Genomic DNA, 17,807 nt, shown 5'->3' with positions numbered 1-17,807 from the left:
AATAATGTTTGAATTTTATAGAGTATTAGATGAAAATGAAAAAATAATTTGGATGGGAAAACCTAAATGTCATCATCTGATGGCCGAAGGAGAATTTTATTTGATACCCATTAAATTGTTTATATATACTCTACTTGTAGCAAGTGCAGTTTTTCGAACTAACTATACAGCCGCTTTAGGAATGATGCTCATTGGCTTCTATGAATGTGGGGGATATTTGCTTCATAAACTTTATATTCGAAAAAGGCTTGTTTATGTAATAACGAATCAACGAGTATTCATCTTTTATAAACAGAGGCCGCAAAGTATCACATACCCCAAAATGGAGCACCTAGATAAAATTATCTATCCAGATGGTTATGGCGATATTCTTTTTGTTGAACGTTCTCATGTTTGGGGAAGACATTTTATGTTGTCTGTTGTATGGAGAGAACTGTATGATGAATTGGTATGTGTGAATCAGGTAGAAAAATTGTACAAAGTTATTCATGATTATCATATGATGGCAAAATAGTTTATTAAAGGGAAAAATTCCAGGCTTCCGACTTCCGACTAGGCGTGCGACAGATCCTTTTTTCCATACCGCTCTTCCACAAATGCCAAAAACCGCTTCAGGGCCGGGAACTGGTTCGGATCCCGGTTCCAGACGAAATTCACGTGGCCAGTGGCGATCTGGTTCACGGGGATGGCCACCAGGTTCTTTTCGTCCTGGGCGAATTCTTCGGACAAAAAGCCCAATGCCGCCTGGTGACGGATGTATTCTAGGATGGTGAACACCTGGGAGGTCTGGTGGAGAACATGGGGGTGGACCTGGCAGGCGGCGAACAGCCGGCGCAGGTACCGGGTCTGGCCGAACTGGTCGGTAAACAGCACCAGGGGTTCGTCCTCCAGGTCTTTCAGGTCCACGGAAGACCGGGTGGCCAGGGGATGGTCCTTGTGGACGAACAGCATGAGACGGCTGTCCTTCAAAACCCGGCAGTGGTAGGGAGCCTCCGGCAGATGGTTGGTGACGCACAGGGCCAGGTCGATTTCCTGCTGGTCCAGCAGGGAATACAGGATGGGGCCGGTGGCTTCGGTGGTGATGATCCGCAGCTGGGGCCAGGCTTCCTGGAGAGCACGGTGGAGACCGGGAAAAATAGTGTTGCCGCACATGGGCACCAGGCCGATCCGCAGCAGGGCTTCCCCGGATCCCAGGGACCGGGCGGTGGCTTCCAGTTGTTCATACTGGTCCTGGAACTTCCGGGCCTGTTCCAGGAAGACCCGGCCGGCAGGGGTCAGGGCCAGGGAGTTGTGATGCCGCTCCCACAGGGCGGCCCCGCACTGGCTTTCCAGTTCCCGGATGGCTTTGCTGAGCCCGGGCTGGGTCAGGTGCAGTTCTTCGGCGGCTTTGGTGAAATTCATGTAATGGCAGGCGGTGATGAAGTACCGGATCTGCTCCGGGGTAATGGACATGGGATGACCCTCCTCATTCTTTTGGATTTGCCAAACTTTCCGTTAGTCTGACTGAATGACAGAAAGTTCACAAAATACCGTTTCCATAGTATAGTAATACCATGAAAGAGCAAGACCGTCCATGGGATTTTGGAACCTGGAAGAAAGAAGGAACGGCAATGGAAAAGAAGATCTACAAAATTGCGGTAATCGGAGGAGACGGCATCGGGCCAGAAGTGCTGGCGGAAGGCATCAAGGTATTGAACCGGACGGCGGAACTGGACGGGTCCTTTGCTTTTGATTTCACCTATTTTCCCTGGGGCTGCCAGTATTACCTGGAACACGGGGAAATGATGCCGGAGGACGGTATCGAACAATTGTCCCGTTTCGATGCCATCTACCTGGGGGCTGTGGGGTATCCCGGGGTGCCGGACCACATCTCTCTCCGGGGCCTTTTGATCAAAATCCGCAAGAGCTTCGATGAATATGTGAACCTGCGGCCGGTGAAGCTGCTGAAAGGGGCTCCCTGTCCCCTGGCCGGCGTGAAGCGGGAGGACATCGACATGGTCTTTGTCCGGGAAAACAGCGAAGGGGAATATGCCGGCGCCGGTGCCTGGCTGTACAAGGATACCCCCCGGGAAGTGGTGATCCAGGACAGTGTGTTCTCCCGGTTCGGCACGGAACGGATCATCCGCTATGCCTATGATCTGGCCCGGAAGGAACACAAATCCCTGACCAGCATTTCCAAGGGGAATGCCCTGAACTATTCCATGGTGTTCTGGGATCAGATCTTTGCCGAAGTGGGGAAGGAATATCCCGATGTGGAAACCCATTCCTACCTGGTGGATGCGGCCAGCATGTTCATGGTGAAGGATCCCAAGCGGTACGGAATCATCGTGTGCTCCAACCTGTTCGGGGATATCCTGACGGACCTGGGGGCGGCCATTTCTGGCGGCATGGGCCTGGCAGCCGGGGCCAACCTGAACCCGGAACGGAAGTATCCCTCCATGTTCGAACCCATCCACGGCAGTGCACCGGACATTGCCGGTCAGGGCAAGGCCAATCCCCTGGCTTCCATCTGGTCCGCCAGCCAGATGCTGGATTTCTTCGGGCACAAGGACTGGGGAAAGAAACTGATTGATATCATCGAAGAGATGATGGTGGAAAAGAAGGTCCTGACCCCGGATATGGGCGGAACGGCCACCACGGAAGAAGTGGGGGACGAAGCTGTTCGATTGCTGGGGAAATAAAAAATGAGCTGCCGCAGCTGCGGCAGCTCATTTTTTATTTGCACTGGCGGAACGCCTGGGCCAGGTCGTCCCGCAGGTCTTCCTTGTCTTCCAGTCCTACGGAGAACCGGAGCAGGGTGTGGGTGATGCCCTTTTCTTCCGCTTCTTCCGGGGTCAGGTCCGCATGGGTCTGGGTAATGGGATAGGTGAGCAGGCTTTCGGTGCCTCCCAGGCTTTCGGCGAACTGGATCAGCCGGATCTTTTCCAGGATGGTCTTGGCGGCTTCCGGGGATTTCACATAGAAGGAAATCATCCCGCCGAACCCGTTGGCCTGTTTTTTCTGGATGGCATAGCCCGGATGGTCCGGCAGCCCGGGATACAGCACCTTTTCCACCAGGGGCTGCTGTTCCAGCCACCGGGCCAGGTACAGGGCGTTTTCCTGGTGCTGCTTCATCCGCACCGGCAGGGTCTTCAGGCTCCGGAGCATGAGCCAGGCGTCAAAGACGCTGAGCACGGTTCCGGTGGTCTTGTAGATGGTCCGGAGACGGGCTGCCACTTCCTCTTCCCGGCTGATGGCGAAACCGGCCAGCAGATCGTTGTGGCCGGCCAGGTACTTGGTGCCGCTGTGGACCACGATGTCCGCACCCAGGGTCAGGGGCCGCTGGAAGCAAGGGGACAGGAAGGTGTTGTCCACGATTACCAGCAGCTGGTGCCGGTGGGCCAGGTCGCTGAGGGCTTCCAGATCGGTGATCTCCATGGTGGGATTGGTGGGGGTTTCCAGGTAGATGGCCCGGGTGGCCGGGGTGATGGCTTTTTCCACCGCCTTCAGGTCGCTGGTGTGGACGGGGGTGAAGGTAAGCCCCAGGGGTTCATAGGTGGTCCGGAACAGCCGGAAGGACCCGCCGTACAGGTCGAAGCCGGTGATAAGGTGATCCCCCGGGGCAAAAAGCCGCATCACCGCATCGATGGCTGCCATGCCGGAGGAAAAGCACAGGGCATCGGTGCCCCCTTCCAGGGTGGACAGGACTTTTTCCAGTCTGGCGTGGGTGGGGTTGGATTCCCGGGTATAGGCCCAGCCGGTGGACTGTCCCAGTCCAGGATGGGCAAAGGTGGATGTGAGATACAGAGCCGGAGAAACAGCCCCTGTGGCATCGTTGGGGCCGCCTCCGTGGATACAGGCCGTAGTGAATTTCATGATTTTTTTCCTCCTTGCAGGACACCGCAGTGCCTTTAATACATAGTAATATTATAGGAATACATTACCTGTTCCCGGAATTTTTGTCAAGAGGCCGGAAGGGGCATGGAGACAGGGAAAGCCGGGCAAAATGGTTTTCTAAACGGTGGACCTGTGATATAATCAATTGGTAAAACTGGTTCCGGCAGGTCCTGACGCCCTGCCTGGAATAGATTTTCGATAGGCGGTGAAAAAATGAGCGTTACAGTCAATGATGTAAAGCATATCGCAAATCTGTGCCGGTTAAATGTTCCGGACGATGAAATGGAAAAGTTCGTTGAGCAGTTCAACCAGATTTTGAATTATGCTGAAATCTTAAAGAAAGTGGATACCAAGGGAATCGAACCTTCTCCCTATGTGCTTCCCATCAGCAATGTGCTGCGGGAAGATGTTCCTGTTGAGAGCCTGTCCCATGAGGACGCCATGAAGAATGCTCCGGAGGAATATGAAGGCGGCTTCAAAGTTCCCCGGGTGATCGAATAAGAGGAGGCAGAACAGTGGCTTTATACAGTGAAACTGCACATGAGCTCCATGACAAGCTGGTCAAAAAAGAAATCAGCTCCGTGGAACTGACCAAAGCGGTCTATGACCGGATCGACGAAGTGGAAGATCAGGTCAAGGCCTATATTACCCTGGACAAGGAAAATGCCCTGGCCCAGGCAGCCAAAGTGGATAAGATGATCGCCGACGGCGAAACCATCAAACCCCTGGCCGGGATCCCCGGCGCCATCAAGGACAATATCAGCGTGAAGGGCGTACGGATGACCTGCGCTTCCAAGATCCTGGAAAACTTCGTGCCGGTGTACGATGCCCATGTCATTGAAAACCTGCGGAAAGATGAGACCATCTTCCTGGGCAAGACCAACATGGATGAATTCGCCATGGGGTCCACCACGGAAACCTCTCATTTCCAGATCACCCACAACCCCTGGGATCTGTCCCGTGTACCGGGCGGTTCTTCCGGCGGCAGCGCAGCCAGCATTGCAGCCGGGGAAGCCATCTGGTCCCTGGGCTCCGATACCGGAGGTTCCATCCGGCAGCCGGCTTTCTTCAACGGCTGTGTGGGGCTGAAACCCACCTACGGCCGGGTCTCCCGGTACGGCTGCGTGGCGTTCGCCTCCTCCCTGGATCAGGTGGGGCCCATTGCCCGTGACGTGACCGACGCCGCCCTGGTGCTGAACACCATCAGCGGCCTGGATGCCCATGATTCCACCTCCTATGACGCTCCGGTGCCTGATTACACCAAGGCCCTGCGCCAGGATGTGAAAGACCTGACCATCGGTCTGCCCAAGGAATATTTCGGGGAAGGCACCGATCCCAAAGTGGCCGCCCAGATCAAACTGGCCGCCAAGAAGTTCGAAGAACTGGGTGCCCATGTAATCGAAGTGTCCCTGCCCCATACGGAATATGCCGTGATCACCTACTACATCATCGCTCCGGCAGAAGCTTCCGCCAACCTGGGCCGTTTCGACGGTGTCCGGTACGGCTTCCGGGAACTGGCTGCGGAAAGCGCTCCGGAAATGATGCGCAAGACCCGTACGGAGGGTTTCGGCAAGGAAGTCCGCCGCCGGATCATGCTGGGGACCTACGTGCTCAGCTCCGGGTACTACGATGCCTACTACAACAAGGCTATGCAGGTCCGGACCCTGATCCGTCAGGACTTTGCCAATGCCTTTGAAAAATGTGATCTGCTGCTGACTCCCACCTCCCCGGTGGTGGCTTATCCGCTGGATGCCAAGATGGATCCGCTGACTGTCTACATGCTGGACGTAACCACCATCCCCGTGAACATGGCCGGTCTGCCCGGTATCTCCATTCCCTGCGGCTTTGTGGACAACATGCCCGTAGGGGCCCAGCTCATCGGCAAGGCACTGGGCGAAGAAACCCTGCTGCGGGCAGCGTATACCTTTGAACAGGCTACGGATTTCCATAAAGCCGTGGCACCTCTGGGAGGTCGGAAATAATGACAGAATATACTACCGTAATCGGTCTGGAAGTCCATGCGGAACTGAAAACCAAGACCAAGGCTTTCTGCTCCTGCTCCACGGAATTCGGCGGCGCCCCCAACACCCATGTATGCCCGGTCTGCCTGGGTATGCCCGGGGCCCTGCCTGTAATCAACAAACAAATGGTGGAATTTGCCCTGCGCTTTGCACTGGCTGTGAACTGCGAGATCCAGCGCTACAGCAAATTCGACCGGAAAAACTACTACTATCCGGATCTGGCCAAAGCCTACCAGATTTCCCAGTTCTATCAGCCCATCGCCCTGAACGGCCATCTGGACGTGAATGTGGACGGGGAAACCAAACGGATCGGCATCACCCGGATCCATATGGAAGAAGATGCCGGGAAACTGGTCCATTCCGGCGCCTCCATCAGCACTTCTGATTTCTCCGCCGTTGACTACAACCGGGCCGGGGTGCCTCTGATCGAAATCGTATCCGAACCGGATATGCGGTCTGCAGCAGAAGCCCGTGCCTACATGGAAAAACTCCGGGCCTATCTCCAGTACACCGGGGTCTGCGACGGCAAGATGCAGGAAGGCTCCATGCGCTGCGATGCCAACATTTCCATTATGCCCGTAGGCTCCAAGGAATTCGGCACCCGTGCGGAAATCAAGAACCTGAACTCCTTTAAGGCCCTGGAAAGAGCCATTGAATACGAAGTGGAACGGCAGAAGGAAATCCTGGAAGACGGGGGCCATGTGGTCCAGGAAACCCGTACCTGGGATGATGCCCAGGGCATGACCTTCTCCATGCGGTCCAAGGAAGAAGCCCACGATTACCGGTATTTCCCGGAACCGGACCTGGCACCCATCATCATCGAAAAAGAATGGGTGGAAAAGGCCAAGAGCGAACTGCCGGAACTGCCGGATGCCCGGAAAGCCCGTCTCATGAACGAAAAAGGGCTGGACGACTATTCTGCCGAACTGATTGTGGCGGACAAGAAAATGGCCGAATACTTCGATGCGGCTGCCGCTGAAACGGATGACGCCAAAGGGGTTGCCAACTGGATCCTGGGGGATGTATCCGCCTACCTGAACAGCAACAGCTGCGGCATCGGGGACTTCCCCGTATCTCCGGCTCACCTGGGTCAGATGGTGGCTCTGATCAAAAAGGGCGTGCTGTCCAGCAAGCTGGCCAAGAAGGTCTTTGCGGAAATGCTGAAGAAGGACGAAGCTCCTGCAGACCTGGTGAAGAAGCTGGGTCTGGAACAGGTCAGCGACGAAGGGGCCATCCAGGCCATGGTGGACGAAGCCATCGCCGCCAATCCCCAGTCCGTAGCCGACTACAAGGCCGGCAAGGACAAGGCCATCGGCTTCCTGGTAGGTCAGGTCATGAAGAAATCCCGGGGCAAAGCCAACCCGGGCATGGTGAACAAACTGATCATCAAGACCATCAAGGGAGAATAAAGAACGGGGCTGTGAAAAAATGAGAAATCATTTTTTCACAGCCCCTTTTTTGTGCCAGAAATTTCACACCTTTGCTCTTTCTTTTTCATGGGAAACTGGTATAATGGGGAAATTTATAAAAAGAAGGAGGGAAAGCCATGCTGCAGCATACGGAAAGACGCCGGTGGCGCTGGCTGCTGGTGGGAGCTCTGCTGCCGGGATTGTTTGCGGGACAGCTGGACAATACCCTTCAGCAACGGATGCCCCGGTACATCCAGCGCTATGTCCAGGGAGGCCCCCGGCTGGGGCTGCTCCAGTGGCCGGAAGACCTGCAGGCCGTCCGGTACGAACTGGAAGTGTTTTCCCAGGTTCCGGACGACCTGGATCCGGACCATCCGGTGGAAGAAGTCCTGTACCGGAATGAGGAAATCTACACCAACCGGATTCTCCTGGATGAAGGGCAGCTGCTTTCCCTGGATGATGGTCTGCCCCTGTTCTGGCGGGTCCGGGCTTATGATCTGGAGGGGAACCCTATGGGCGCCTATTCCCAGCCGACAGAACTCCAGAGCACCCTGGAACGGAATATGCGGGATGCTCCGGTGCCCCGGCCCATGGAAACCGGGGTTCCGGGATCCCGGCTGCTGTACCCGGTGTATGCCTATACGGCCCTGCCGGGAGCCAGCCAGTACGAAGTGGAAGTGCTGGACCAGCTGCCGGAAACCAGGGGCGGCATCCTGCCCTCCCGGCACCGGATCTATGCGGAGACCACCGAACTGACGGATCTCTATGACAAGGAGCCCCGGATCGGCACCTACTACTGGCGGGTCCGGGGGATGGATGCCAAGGGCCGGCCGGTGGGGGAATGGAGCCTGCCGGAAAAGGTGGAACTGGAACCGTCGGAGCAGGTACCGGTGGGCATTTTCGGGGACAGCATTTCCCATGGGGGAGGGCGGCTTTCCTTCAGTCCTGCGGATCTGGCCTACAGCTATGCCCACTATATGGATGTTCCGGCGGTGAATCTGTCGGAAAGCGGGGATACCAGTGAAATGATGGTGGAACGGTTTGAACGGGATGTGCTGCCCTTTGGCCTGAAGACCCTGCTGATCATGGGGGGCAGCAACAGTCTCCGGAACGGGACGGACCCGGAAGAAGTGATCGGCGATCTGCGGAAGATCCAGGAACTGTGCCGGGACAACGGCATCACCCCGGTGCTCCTGACCCTGGCGCCCATCAATCCGGGGAACATCGAAAAGGCTTTTGACGAGCCCACGGACAGCCACTGGCAGGAATCCTTCCGAAAAGTGAACGCTTTCATCCGCACCCAGCCCCATATCGATGTGGCAGCACCCTTTGAAGCCATGGGGCCTGAACTGCCCACCGAAATGGCCCTGGACGGTCTCCACGGGGATGTGCCCATGAAGCGGATCATGGGCCGGGTGATCAGTGACCATATTCGGGAGTTCCTGTAAAGGGTATGGTATAATGTCCCTGTAAAACCGGAAAGGGGGGCGGACTATGGATAAACAAGAACTGAAGGCGTTCTGCCGGCAGCTGGGACTGACGGAAGTGGGGGTGGCCCCCAGCCGTCTGCCGGTGCCGGATCCCCTGCCGGAGATATGCCCCCTGGCGGCGGGAAAGGGCCTGGAACGGTACGACCTTACCCGTCTGCTCCCCGGCTGTCAGGGTGCGGTGGTGGTCCTGTTCCCCTACTGGCAGCCTCCGGTTTCCGGCAGCAATCTTTCTTTGTACTGCCAGCTGCCGGACTACCATCCGGTGGTCCGGAAATACCTGGAACAGATTGCCGGCTGGATGGCGGCCCGGAACCCGGACAGCGGACAGCTGGCCATTGTGGATACTTCGCCCCTGGCGGAACGGGATCTGGCGGTCCAGGCCGGTGTGGGGTTCCTGGGGGACAATGGCTGCCTGATCAATCCCACCTACGGCTCCTGGTGCTTCATCGGGGCCGTGCTCACCACCTGGCCCCTGGAACCGGACCGGCCTCTGGAACGGAGCTGCTGCCACTGCGGAGCCTGTGCCCGGAACTGTCCGGGCCGCTGCTTCCGGGAGGGAACCTATGGGTACCGGACCTGCAAATCCTACCTGACCCAGAAAAAAGGGGAACTGACGGAAGAGGAACAGGCCATTCTCCGGAAAACGCCTCTGATATTCGGCTGTGACCATTGTCAGCTGATCTGCCCCCACAACCGGCAGGTGCCGGAAACTCCTTTGGCGGAATTCCGCCGGGACCGGCTGCCCCGGATTGCCGGGCAGGACCTGGAAAACCTCACCAACCGGCAGTTCCGGGAACGGTACGGGTCCTATGCCTTTTCCTGGCGGGGGAAGAAAATCCTGCTGCGGAACCTGGATCTGGTGGAACAAAACGACAAAAGCGGACAGGAAAGTCGGTGAAAACAGGAGGTGTCTCCCATGAAAAATGCCAAGACCATCCCGCTGCCCCGGGATCTGATCCAGTTTATCTTCGAAGCGGCCTATATCCAGCGGTGGAATGATCATATCCGGCCCCAGGGGTTCACGGAACTGGACAAACAGGCCCACAAGATGATGATCCTCTATGTGTTGGCCCGGTATGAGGAACAGGACCATGGAGCCAGCCTGGACTGGCAGGTGCTGGTGGAAGGGGGCATCTTTGAATTCCTCCACCGGGTGGTGCTTACGGATATCAAGCCCCCGGTGTTCCACGAGTTGATGGAGAAAAGCGGAGCCCGGCTGAACCAGTGGGTCTACCGGGAACTGGCCCGGCGGGTGCCGTCCCTGGCCGGCACGGATTTCATGGAGAAAATGCAGGACTATCTGGATGGAACCGGCCATCCCCTGGAAAAACAGCTGATCCGGGCCGCTCATTATCTGGCAACGGAATGGGAGTTCAGGATCATCTACCGGATGAACCAGGGGATTTTCGGGGTGGAGGAGATCAAAGAACGGATCGCCGACAACATCGAAGACCATTACAACCTGGCCGGTGTCCAGAAAATCGCCATGAACGGGAAAACCCGGAAATTCGTGGATCTCATCGGCAAGCTCCGGTTCCAGAAGCGCTGGTCCCAGTCTCCCCGGGTGCCGGAAACCTCCGTCATGGGCCATGTGCAGGTGGTGGCCATCATGGGGTATTTCTGCGCCCTTTCCCTGGGCGCCTGCAAAGCCCGGCTGGTGAATGATTTCCTGGGAGGCCTGTGGCATGATCTGCCGGAAGTGCTGACCCGGGACATCATTTCTCCCATCAAACGGTCCGTGGAAGGACTGGATGAACTGATCAAGGACATCGAGCAGCGGCAGATGGAGGAAATCCTCCTGCCTCTGCTGCCGGCCGGCTGGCGGGGAGACATCCTGAACTTCACCCTCCATGAGTTCGAGAACCGGATCCGGGAAGACGGGAAAGTCCGGCTGCTGGACGGGGATATCCCCGAGAAATACAACCAGGACCGGTACAGCCCGGTGGATGGCCGGGTGCTCAAGGGCTGCGACCATCTGGCGGCCTTCCTGGAAGCCTGGCTCAGCATCCAGTGCGGCATCACTTCTTCCCATCTGGCCGGAGTGGTGGAAGAGCTGCCGAAGACCTACGAAGGGAAAATCATCGGAGGCATCGACTTCGGGAAGATCTATGCCCAGTTCCGGTAAAGACAATGCTGCACGGCAGTGTGCGGCATTGTCTTTTTATTATGGGGGCAATAAGCATACAATAAATTGCGGGAATTTTTCCTTAAAATAAATTTGTATACAAAATACAAAAAATGATTCCATATTTTCTGAAAGGTGCTATAATACGAACTGTAAGGGTTCACTAGATAAATTTTTTAGGAGGCGTTACAAATGAGTTTGTTTGAAATGGCAAAGATTCCTATGGAAAAAGCTAGTAAACTGATCAACCTGGATCCCAACGCTGAGGCCGTCATCTCCCAGCCTGAACGGACCCTGGAAGTCAGCATCCCTGTAAAAATGGATGATGGCCATGTGGAAGTATTCACCGGCTATCGTTCCCAGAACAGCACCGTGCTTGGGCCTGCCAAAGGCGGCGTTCGGTACCATCAGAATGTGTCCATGGATGAAGTGAAGACCCTGGGCTTCTGGATGACCACCAAATGCGCCATCGCTGGTCTGCCTTACGGCGGCGGCAAAGGCGGCATCATTGTTGATCCCCGGAAAGTTTCCAAGACGGAACTGGAAAAAATCACCCGTGGGTACATCGACAAGATCGCACCGGTAATCGGCGAAAAGAAAGATATCCCGGCTCCTGACGTGAACACCAACGCCCAGATCATGGCCTGGATGTGCGATGAATTCTCCAAGATCAACTGCCAGTTCGCTCCTGGTTTCATCACCGGGAAAGCCATCTGCATGGGCGGTTCTCAGGGCCGTACCTCCGCAACCGGCCGTGGCGTAATCACCGCTACCCTGGAACTGCTGAAGAGAGAAGGAATCAAACCGGAAGATGCCACCCTGGCCATCCAAGGGTTCGGCAACGTAGGTTCCTGGACTGCCAAATGCGCAGCTGACAAAGGCCTGAAGATCGTTGCCCTGAGCGATATCAGCGGCGGGATCTATGATGCCAACGGCTTCGATCCGTACAAAGTGGAAGAATATGCCAAGAACAACGGCGGCGTGATCAAAGGGTATCCTGGCGCTACCCCGATCAGCAACGAAGAAGTGCTGGAACAGGATGTAACCGTACTGATCCCGGCTGCTCTGGAACTGCAGATCACTGCCAAGAACGCTGACAAGATCAAAGCAAAGATGATCGTGGAAGCAGCCAACGGCCCGACCGATGCAGAAGCCGATGTCATCCTGGAAAAGAGAGGCATCCCTGTAGTGCCTGACGTGCTGGCCAACGGCGGCGGCGTAACCGTATCCTACTTCGAATGGGTACAGAACCTGTACAGATACTTCTGGACGGAAGAAGAAGTCATCGACAGACAGGAACAGATGATGGTGAAAGCCTTCGGGAACGTATATGACGCAGCCAAGAAGTACAACACCACCATGCGTGTAGGCGCCTACATCGTAGCTCTGAACGCTCTGGTTGAACCTCTGAAACTGAGAGGCATTATCTAATAGAACCCTACAAACGGAGCTGTGCCCGGAACGGCACAGCAAAACACCCCGGACAGTGGTTGTCCGGGGTGTTTTGTATTGTTTCAAAAATTTGCAGGCAAATTTTATCCGATGGCTGTTGACTGGTGACTGCCGACTGGTGACGGGGGTTACACCCCCTTCGGATACACTGTCAGATAATGGTTCTGGGCATCCTTCAGGGCGGCAATCACCGCTTTCTGGGACAGGGCCAGGAAACGGCTGCGCAGTTCCCGGACCATTGGGTCCATGTCCGTCAGCAGGTTCTTCCCGATCAGGATGTCCTGGAGAAAGGCAATGGTGTCAGCCATGATCATGTTGGCGCTGCAGTGGAGGATCAGGCCGGTTTTCCGATCGATGACCAGGCTCAGGGTGAAGGTCCCGTATAGGGTGTTGATCACGTCTTCCCGGGACACTTTGGCTACGCCGGTGACGAAGATGGCATCGGCAGGGTAATGTTTTTCCATGGATGTTGGCTCCTTTTGTGGTGGACTGGTGTTAGCGTATCATAAAAAGCAGGCGGCGGTCAACGGAAAGAACGAAAATTCATATAATTCTGTTGCAGACGGGGAGAGAGTGTGCTATACTAAGGGTGTTGTTGAGAACGTACAGTACAAAATCATACATCCTTATGGATCTGGGAACAGTTTCCCCTGTTTCTGACCGTCTGTAAGGCCTGAATCGACAGCCCTTCCCACCGGGCTGTCTGTTCGGGCCTTTTTTATTTGCAACCAGGAGGTAGTTGACATGATGCAGGCAAAGCAACCCATTGGCGTAATCGATTCCGGCGTAGGCGGGCTCACCGTACTGAAATGGCTCCAGGCCAAGCTGCCCCATGAAGATTTCATCTTTATCGGGGATACGGCCCGGACCCCCTACGGCAACCGGTCCCGGGAGGAGATCACCCGGTTTGTGGCGGAAATGACCGACTGGCTGGACAAACGGCACATCAAGCAGCTGGTGGTGGCCTGCAATACCATAACGGTGCTGGGCCTGGACGTGATCAAAGGGAACCATCCCTTTGACGTAATCGGCATGGCCAAAGGCTCCCGGATGGTCCCCGGAGTGACCAAGAACAACCGGGTGGGCTTTTTTGCCACGGATTTCACCGTATCCACCGGAGCCCACAAACGGGAAATCCAGCGGATCTGCCCGGAAATCCAGGTGTTCGGCCAGGGATGCCCCAAATTCGTGCCCCTGATCGAAGGAGAAAAATTCGGTTCGCCGGAGCTGAAGGCCGCCATCCATGAATATGCGGACAAGCTCCGGGAACATAATGTGGATACGGTGCTCCTTTCCTGCACCCATTATCCCTTTGTCCGGAAAGAAATCGAAGAGGAATTCGGGCCGGAAGTGACCATCCTGGATCCGGCGGAACGGACCACCCAGGATGCTCTGGAAAACCTGGAGAAACGGGGACTGGCCAGGACCACCGGCCTGGGGCGGGCAGAAATCTGCTTTACGGCGGACCTGGAACGGGGGCGGAGACTGGCTGCCCGGATGCTGGACCTGAGCAAGTGCGGATTCCATCTGATCGATCTCCAGAAGGATCCGGAACAGCCAGAACAGGAAGGCCGGACGGCGTGAAAACCCTGGATTCCCGGGGATGGGCGATGGGCCAAGGATGGATCTCCCTCCGGAAAATATGGAATTTCCGGAAAAATTCGCTTATAATAATATCTGATAAAATGAATCAGTATTTATGAACAAGGAGGGGAAGAACCATGGAAAACAAAGAACGGCGGGATGCTATCCTGGCCATGCTCAAAAAGACCGACAAACCGGTAACCGGTACGGAGATGGCCAAAGCCTGTCAGGTGAGCCGCCAGATCATCGTAGGGGATATTGCCTTGCTCCGGGCCAGTGGGACACCGATCATTTCCACGCCACGGGGATATCAGCTCCATGAATTCCAGAAACATGGGATCCAGGAATCTTTCCTTTGCCGCCACGGCACGGATCAGGTGGAAGCGGAACTGAACGCCATTGTGGATAACGGGGGAGTTGTCCACAATGTGGTGGTGGAACATGAAGTATACGGATTCATGGAGGGGGAACTGAATCTCCGGTCCCGGCGGGATGTACAGCTGTATATCCAGCGGATGAAGGAAACGAAGGCGCCGCTCCTGTCCAGTATATCCAACGGGGTCCATACCCATCTGGTGGAAACAGAGACGGAAGAGGAAATGGAAGCCATCCACCGGGCCCTGGAGAAGCTGGGAATCCTGGTGAAATAAACAACGGAAGAAAATGCGGGTGTGAAAATTTCACGCCCGCATTTTTGCGTTCAGGAGCATCCCGCAGAGGATGACGGCAAAACCGGCAAGGACCATGGGACCGGGGATCTGGTGGAGGAACAGGGCCACCCACAGCGGTCCCAGGATCATTTCCCAGAGGGCCAGCACAGAGGCTTCCCGGGCAGGGATCTTCTGGACTCCCAGGTTGTAGAAACCGTAGCCCCCGGCCACCTGGACCACCCCCAGCAGGACCATCAGGAGCCATTCCCTGCCGTCCATAGCCGGCAGGGCGGCCCGGGCGGAAGGGAACAGGGCAAAGACCACCAGCGCCGTCACCAGGTTGCCCAGTGCCGTGATCCCCAGGGCATTGGTCCGGGTGGCCTTCTGGGAGGCTAGGCTCATGCCGGCAAAGAAAATCCCCTCTGTCAGGGCGATGAGATTTCCCAGGGGATGGGAATCCCCGCTGCCTCCGGACAGCATGAAACACAGGACACCGGCCATGATCACCAGCACCGGCAAAAAGGCCCGGCGGTTGAAAGCGCGGCTCTGGATCCAGTACAGCAGGAACAGCCAGATGGTGGCGGTGTACTGCATGCCGATGGCAATGGCCGGGGAGGTGAGGGACAGGGAGGTAATGACACTGAGGCACAGGGCACAGTAAGCCAGGGCATAGGCCGCCAGGTACCGGTTCCAGGCGATTTCCCGGGGCCGGAGAGCGGGCAGCAGGACCAGGCCGGCAATGAGAGAACGGAGAGCGCAGATCAGGAAGGAATCCAGGGTCAGATATTTGACCAGAGGGGAATTCAGGCTCCAGCAGAGGGCTCCCAGAAGGACCAGGGTCCTGCCGGACAGGGCGGGCAGATGGGGCATGGGGAACGCTCCTTTCCAAGGGGAATTTTGGTACTTGACGTTTAATCAAGATTAAAATATAATCATGATTAGAAATTAGCTATATTATAAAAGCGGCCTGAAAAATTGTCAACCATCTTCCCCAACGGGAAATCAGGATCAGCAGTCAGGAGGTGCCCTGTCCCACATGGAAAAACAGACAGAAAGCAAACAGCGGAAAGCGCTGACGCTGCGGCAGAAGCGCAACATGGTGTATTTTGTGGAAGCTACGGAAAAAATCCTCAAAGAGGAGGGGATTCCCGGTGTGACCATCCGGCGGATCGCAGCAGAGGCCGGGTACAACAGTGCCACCCTCTACAACTATTTCCAGGATCTGGACGAACTGATCCTGTTCGGATCCGTGTGCTTTCTTCGGGACTACCTGCTGGATCTGTCCCGGAACCTGCAGCCGGAGATGACCTCCCTGGAACGGTACCGGACCATTTACCAGTGTTTCAACCGGCAGGCCTTCCAATTCCCGGAAATCTTCTACAACATGTTTTTCGGCCGGTACAGTGCCAAGCTGGGCCGTGTAATCCAGACCTATTACCTGGATCTGTTCCCGGAAGAACTCCAGGGGCTGCCGGCGGATGTCCGGGAAATGGTCATCCGGGGCACGCTGGTGGAACGGGATCAGGTGGTCATGCAGAATCTGGTGGAAGGCGGATTCGTGGCCGGTGACCGGGCTGCCGAAACCCTGGAGATCATCGTGGCTGTCCACGGCAGCTACATCCACCGGGCCTGCCTTTTGGGAGACAGCCCAGAGCGTCCCGGACTGGAAGAACGGTTTCTCCATATCTTCGATTATGTGCTGGCAGCCGCCCGTCCGGAGTCTCATCAGAAAAAAGAAAAACCATGAAATGATCGGATAACTGAAAAGGAGTGGTAACAATGGCGGAAGAAAAGAAAAGCGGTTTCAGGCTCCATGCCCTGAATCCCATGGTCCTTCTGGGAATCATCATGTTCCTGGCGTTCCTGGCCTCCTATATTGTCCCGGCCGGGGAATACAGCCGGGTACTGAACCCCGTCCTCAACAAGGAAGTGGTGGATCCGGCCACCTTCCATTACATCCAGCAGCAGCCGGTGAGTCCCTTCTATCTGTTCCAGTCCCTGACACTGGGGCTCCAGAACGCAGCAGAAATCATTTCTTTCCTGTTCATCATCGGGGGCATGTTTGCCATTATGGATGCCACCGGAGCCATCAACGCCGGGCTGTCCAACGTGGTGGAAAAGATGAAGGGCCGGGAGCTGCTGATGATCCCGGTGGTTATGGTGCTTTTCAGCCTGCTGTCCGCTTTCGCCGGCTGCTTTGAAGAATTCCTGGCCTTTACGCCTTTGGTGATCGGGGTGTCCGTGGCCATGGGCTTCGATTCTCTCACCGCCATTGCCATTGTCTTCTGTGCGGCACCGGTAGGGTATGCCGGGGCCATGACCAATCCCTTTACCGTAGGGGTGGCCCAGGGCATCTGCGGTCTGCCCATGTTTTCCGGCATGGGGCTCCGGGCGGTGCTGTTCGTGGTCATGAACATCGTGACCATCCCCTATGTGATGTGGTACGCCAACAAAGTCCGGAAGAATCCGGAACTGAGTACGGTACGGGAAGAAGACCTGCTGTACAACAGCCATCTGAAACTCCAGGAAACTCCGGTGATCACTCTTCGGCACAAACTGGTGCTGGTGCTTTTTGTGGCCACCATTGCCACGGTGGTGCTGGGGGTGCTAAAGTTCGACTTCTACATCAATGAAATGGCCGGACTGTTCCTGCTCTGCGGGATCCTGGCCGGCATCATCGGGGGATTGTCCTCCGGGGAAATCGCGGATGCCTTCCTGGCCGGCTGCAGCAACATGCTGTTCGCCAACCTGGTCATCGGCATGTGCAACGGGGCGGTGCTGATCATGCAGAACGCCCATATCATGGATACGGTGATCCACTATATGGCCAGCATGCTCAACGGACTGCCGCCCACCCTCAGCGCCTGCGGCATGTTCATCGTCCAGGACCTGTTCAACGTGCTGGTGCCTTCCGGCAGCGGCAAGGCGGCCATCACCATGCCTCTGTTCGCTCCGTTGGCTGATCTGATCGGGGTGACCCGGCAGACCGCCGTCCTGGCCTTCCAGATGGGAGATGCTTTCACCAACGTGTTCGCTCCCACCAGCGGGGAAGTGGTGGCGGCCTGTGCCATGGCCCATATTTCCTTCGGGAAATGGTTCCGCTGGCTGGCCCCGCTGTTCGCCATCTGGTGTGTAGTGGCCATGGTGTTCATGGTCATTGCCGTGCAGATCCACTACGGTCCCTTCTAAGGAGGCAGCAT

17 protein-coding genes are annotated in these 17,807 nt (G+C 56.2%); 13 read left to right on the top strand and 4 right to left on the bottom strand.

Translation table 11 applies throughout. The features are described 5' to 3' along the window. Positions 1 to 4: 4 nt before the first annotated feature. Entirely contained in the window at positions 5 to 514 is a 510-nt protein-coding gene (locus tag ACFER_RS09010) for a hypothetical protein (RefSeq protein WP_012939106.1), read from the top strand. A gap of 38 nt (positions 515 to 552) precedes the next feature. Here the strand turns inward: ACFER_RS09010 and ACFER_RS09005 are convergent, their stop codons facing one another. Beyond that, positions 553 to 1,452, bottom strand: a complete 900-nt coding sequence (locus ACFER_RS09005; protein ID WP_012939105.1) for a LysR family transcriptional regulator — start codon at positions 1,450 to 1,452, stop codon at positions 553 to 555. A gap of 158 nt (positions 1,453 to 1,610) precedes the next feature. On the opposite strand from ACFER_RS09005, the gene ACFER_RS09000 reads away from it, so the two are divergent. Continuing rightward, on the top strand, positions 1,611 to 2,681 hold the full coding sequence (locus ACFER_RS09000; protein WP_012939104.1) for a tartrate dehydrogenase: 1,071 nt from the start codon (positions 1,611 to 1,613) through the stop codon (positions 2,679 to 2,681). A 34-nt stretch (positions 2,682 to 2,715) separates the two neighbouring features. On the opposite strand, the gene ACFER_RS08995 is transcribed toward ACFER_RS09000, so the two are convergent. Continuing rightward, complete coding sequence (locus ACFER_RS08995; RefSeq protein WP_012939103.1) at positions 2,716 to 3,855, bottom strand: trans-sulfuration enzyme family protein; 1,140 nt, start codon at positions 3,853 to 3,855, stop codon at positions 2,716 to 2,718. Between the two features lie 234 nt (positions 3,856 to 4,089). Between ACFER_RS08995 and gatC the strand changes: the two genes are divergently transcribed. The 7 genes from gatC (at position 4,090) to ACFER_RS08960 (ending at position 12,352) form a co-directional block, all read left to right on the top strand. After that, entirely contained in the window at positions 4,090 to 4,377 is a 288-nt protein-coding gene (gene gatC / locus ACFER_RS08990; protein ID WP_012939102.1) for an Asp-tRNA(Asn)/Glu-tRNA(Gln) amidotransferase subunit GatC, read from the top strand. Between the two features lie 14 nt (positions 4,378 to 4,391). Then, positions 4,392 to 5,858 carry an Asp-tRNA(Asn)/Glu-tRNA(Gln) amidotransferase subunit GatA gene (gene gatA, locus ACFER_RS08985; protein WP_012939101.1) on the top strand — a complete coding sequence of 489 codons (1,467 nt, stop codon included), beginning with the start codon at positions 4,392 to 4,394 and terminating at the stop codon, positions 5,856 to 5,858. Beyond that, positions 5,858 to 7,306, top strand: coding sequence for an Asp-tRNA(Asn)/Glu-tRNA(Gln) amidotransferase subunit GatB (gatB, locus tag ACFER_RS08980; RefSeq protein ID WP_012939100.1), 1,449 nt, complete (start codon positions 5,858 to 5,860; stop codon positions 7,304 to 7,306). Before gatA ends, gatB begins: the two co-directional genes overlap by 1 nt. Positions 7,307 to 7,443: 137 nt before the next feature. Further along, positions 7,444 to 8,754 (top strand): SGNH/GDSL hydrolase family protein, encoded by a 1,311-nt coding sequence (locus ACFER_RS08975; protein ID WP_012939099.1) that lies wholly within the window; start codon positions 7,444 to 7,446, stop codon positions 8,752 to 8,754. 46 nt (positions 8,755 to 8,800) lie between these two features. Beyond that, entirely contained in the window at positions 8,801 to 9,694 is an 894-nt protein-coding gene (locus tag ACFER_RS08970; protein WP_012939098.1) for an epoxyqueuosine reductase, read from the top strand. Positions 9,695 to 9,712: 18 nt separating this feature from the next. Then, positions 9,713 to 10,921 (top strand): HD domain-containing protein, encoded by a 1,209-nt coding sequence (locus ACFER_RS08965; protein WP_012939097.1) that lies wholly within the window; start codon positions 9,713 to 9,715, stop codon positions 10,919 to 10,921. Between the two features lie 192 nt (positions 10,922 to 11,113). Beyond that, positions 11,114 to 12,352, top strand: a complete 1,239-nt coding sequence (locus ACFER_RS08960) for a Glu/Leu/Phe/Val family dehydrogenase (protein ID WP_012939096.1) — start codon at positions 11,114 to 11,116, stop codon at positions 12,350 to 12,352. Between the two features lie 149 nt (positions 12,353 to 12,501). Here the strand turns inward: ACFER_RS08960 and ACFER_RS08955 are convergent, their stop codons facing one another. Further along, positions 12,502 to 12,837: a DUF3870 domain-containing protein gene (locus ACFER_RS08955; protein WP_012939095.1), complete on the bottom strand. Its 336-nt coding sequence runs from the start codon at positions 12,835 to 12,837 to the stop codon at positions 12,502 to 12,504. Positions 12,838 to 13,120: 283 nt separating this feature from the next. Here ACFER_RS08955 and murI point away from each other — a divergent pair, with 283 nt between their 5' ends. Beyond that, on the top strand, positions 13,121 to 13,957 hold the full coding sequence (murI, locus tag ACFER_RS08950; RefSeq protein ID WP_041666689.1) for a glutamate racemase: 837 nt from the start codon (positions 13,121 to 13,123) through the stop codon (positions 13,955 to 13,957). 137 nt (positions 13,958 to 14,094) lie between these two features. Continuing rightward, complete coding sequence (locus ACFER_RS08945; RefSeq protein ID WP_012939093.1) at positions 14,095 to 14,607, top strand: transcription repressor NadR; 513 nt, start codon at positions 14,095 to 14,097, stop codon at positions 14,605 to 14,607. Between the two features lie 30 nt (positions 14,608 to 14,637). Here the strand turns inward: ACFER_RS08945 and ACFER_RS08940 are convergent, their stop codons facing one another. Then, complete coding sequence (locus ACFER_RS08940) at positions 14,638 to 15,477, bottom strand: DMT family transporter (RefSeq protein WP_012939092.1); 840 nt, start codon at positions 15,475 to 15,477, stop codon at positions 14,638 to 14,640. A gap of 166 nt (positions 15,478 to 15,643) precedes the next feature. On the opposite strand from ACFER_RS08940, the gene ACFER_RS08935 reads away from it, so the two are divergent. Then, positions 15,644 to 16,354 carry a TetR/AcrR family transcriptional regulator gene (locus tag ACFER_RS08935; protein ID WP_012939091.1) on the top strand — a complete coding sequence of 237 codons (711 nt, stop codon included), beginning with the start codon at positions 15,644 to 15,646 and terminating at the stop codon, positions 16,352 to 16,354. A gap of 32 nt (positions 16,355 to 16,386) precedes the next feature. After that, positions 16,387 to 17,796, top strand: coding sequence for a YfcC family protein (locus tag ACFER_RS08930; protein ID WP_012939090.1), 1,410 nt, complete (start codon positions 16,387 to 16,389; stop codon positions 17,794 to 17,796). Positions 17,797 to 17,807 lie beyond the last annotated feature (11 nt).

Origin of the sequence: Acidaminococcus fermentans DSM 20731 (assembly GCF_000025305.1) — a bacterium.
GTDB lineage: Bacteria > Bacillota > Negativicutes > Acidaminococcales > Acidaminococcaceae > Acidaminococcus > Acidaminococcus fermentans.
Note: the sequence above shows the minus strand (reverse complement) of the source record. Positions and strands in the feature narration are given on the sequence as shown.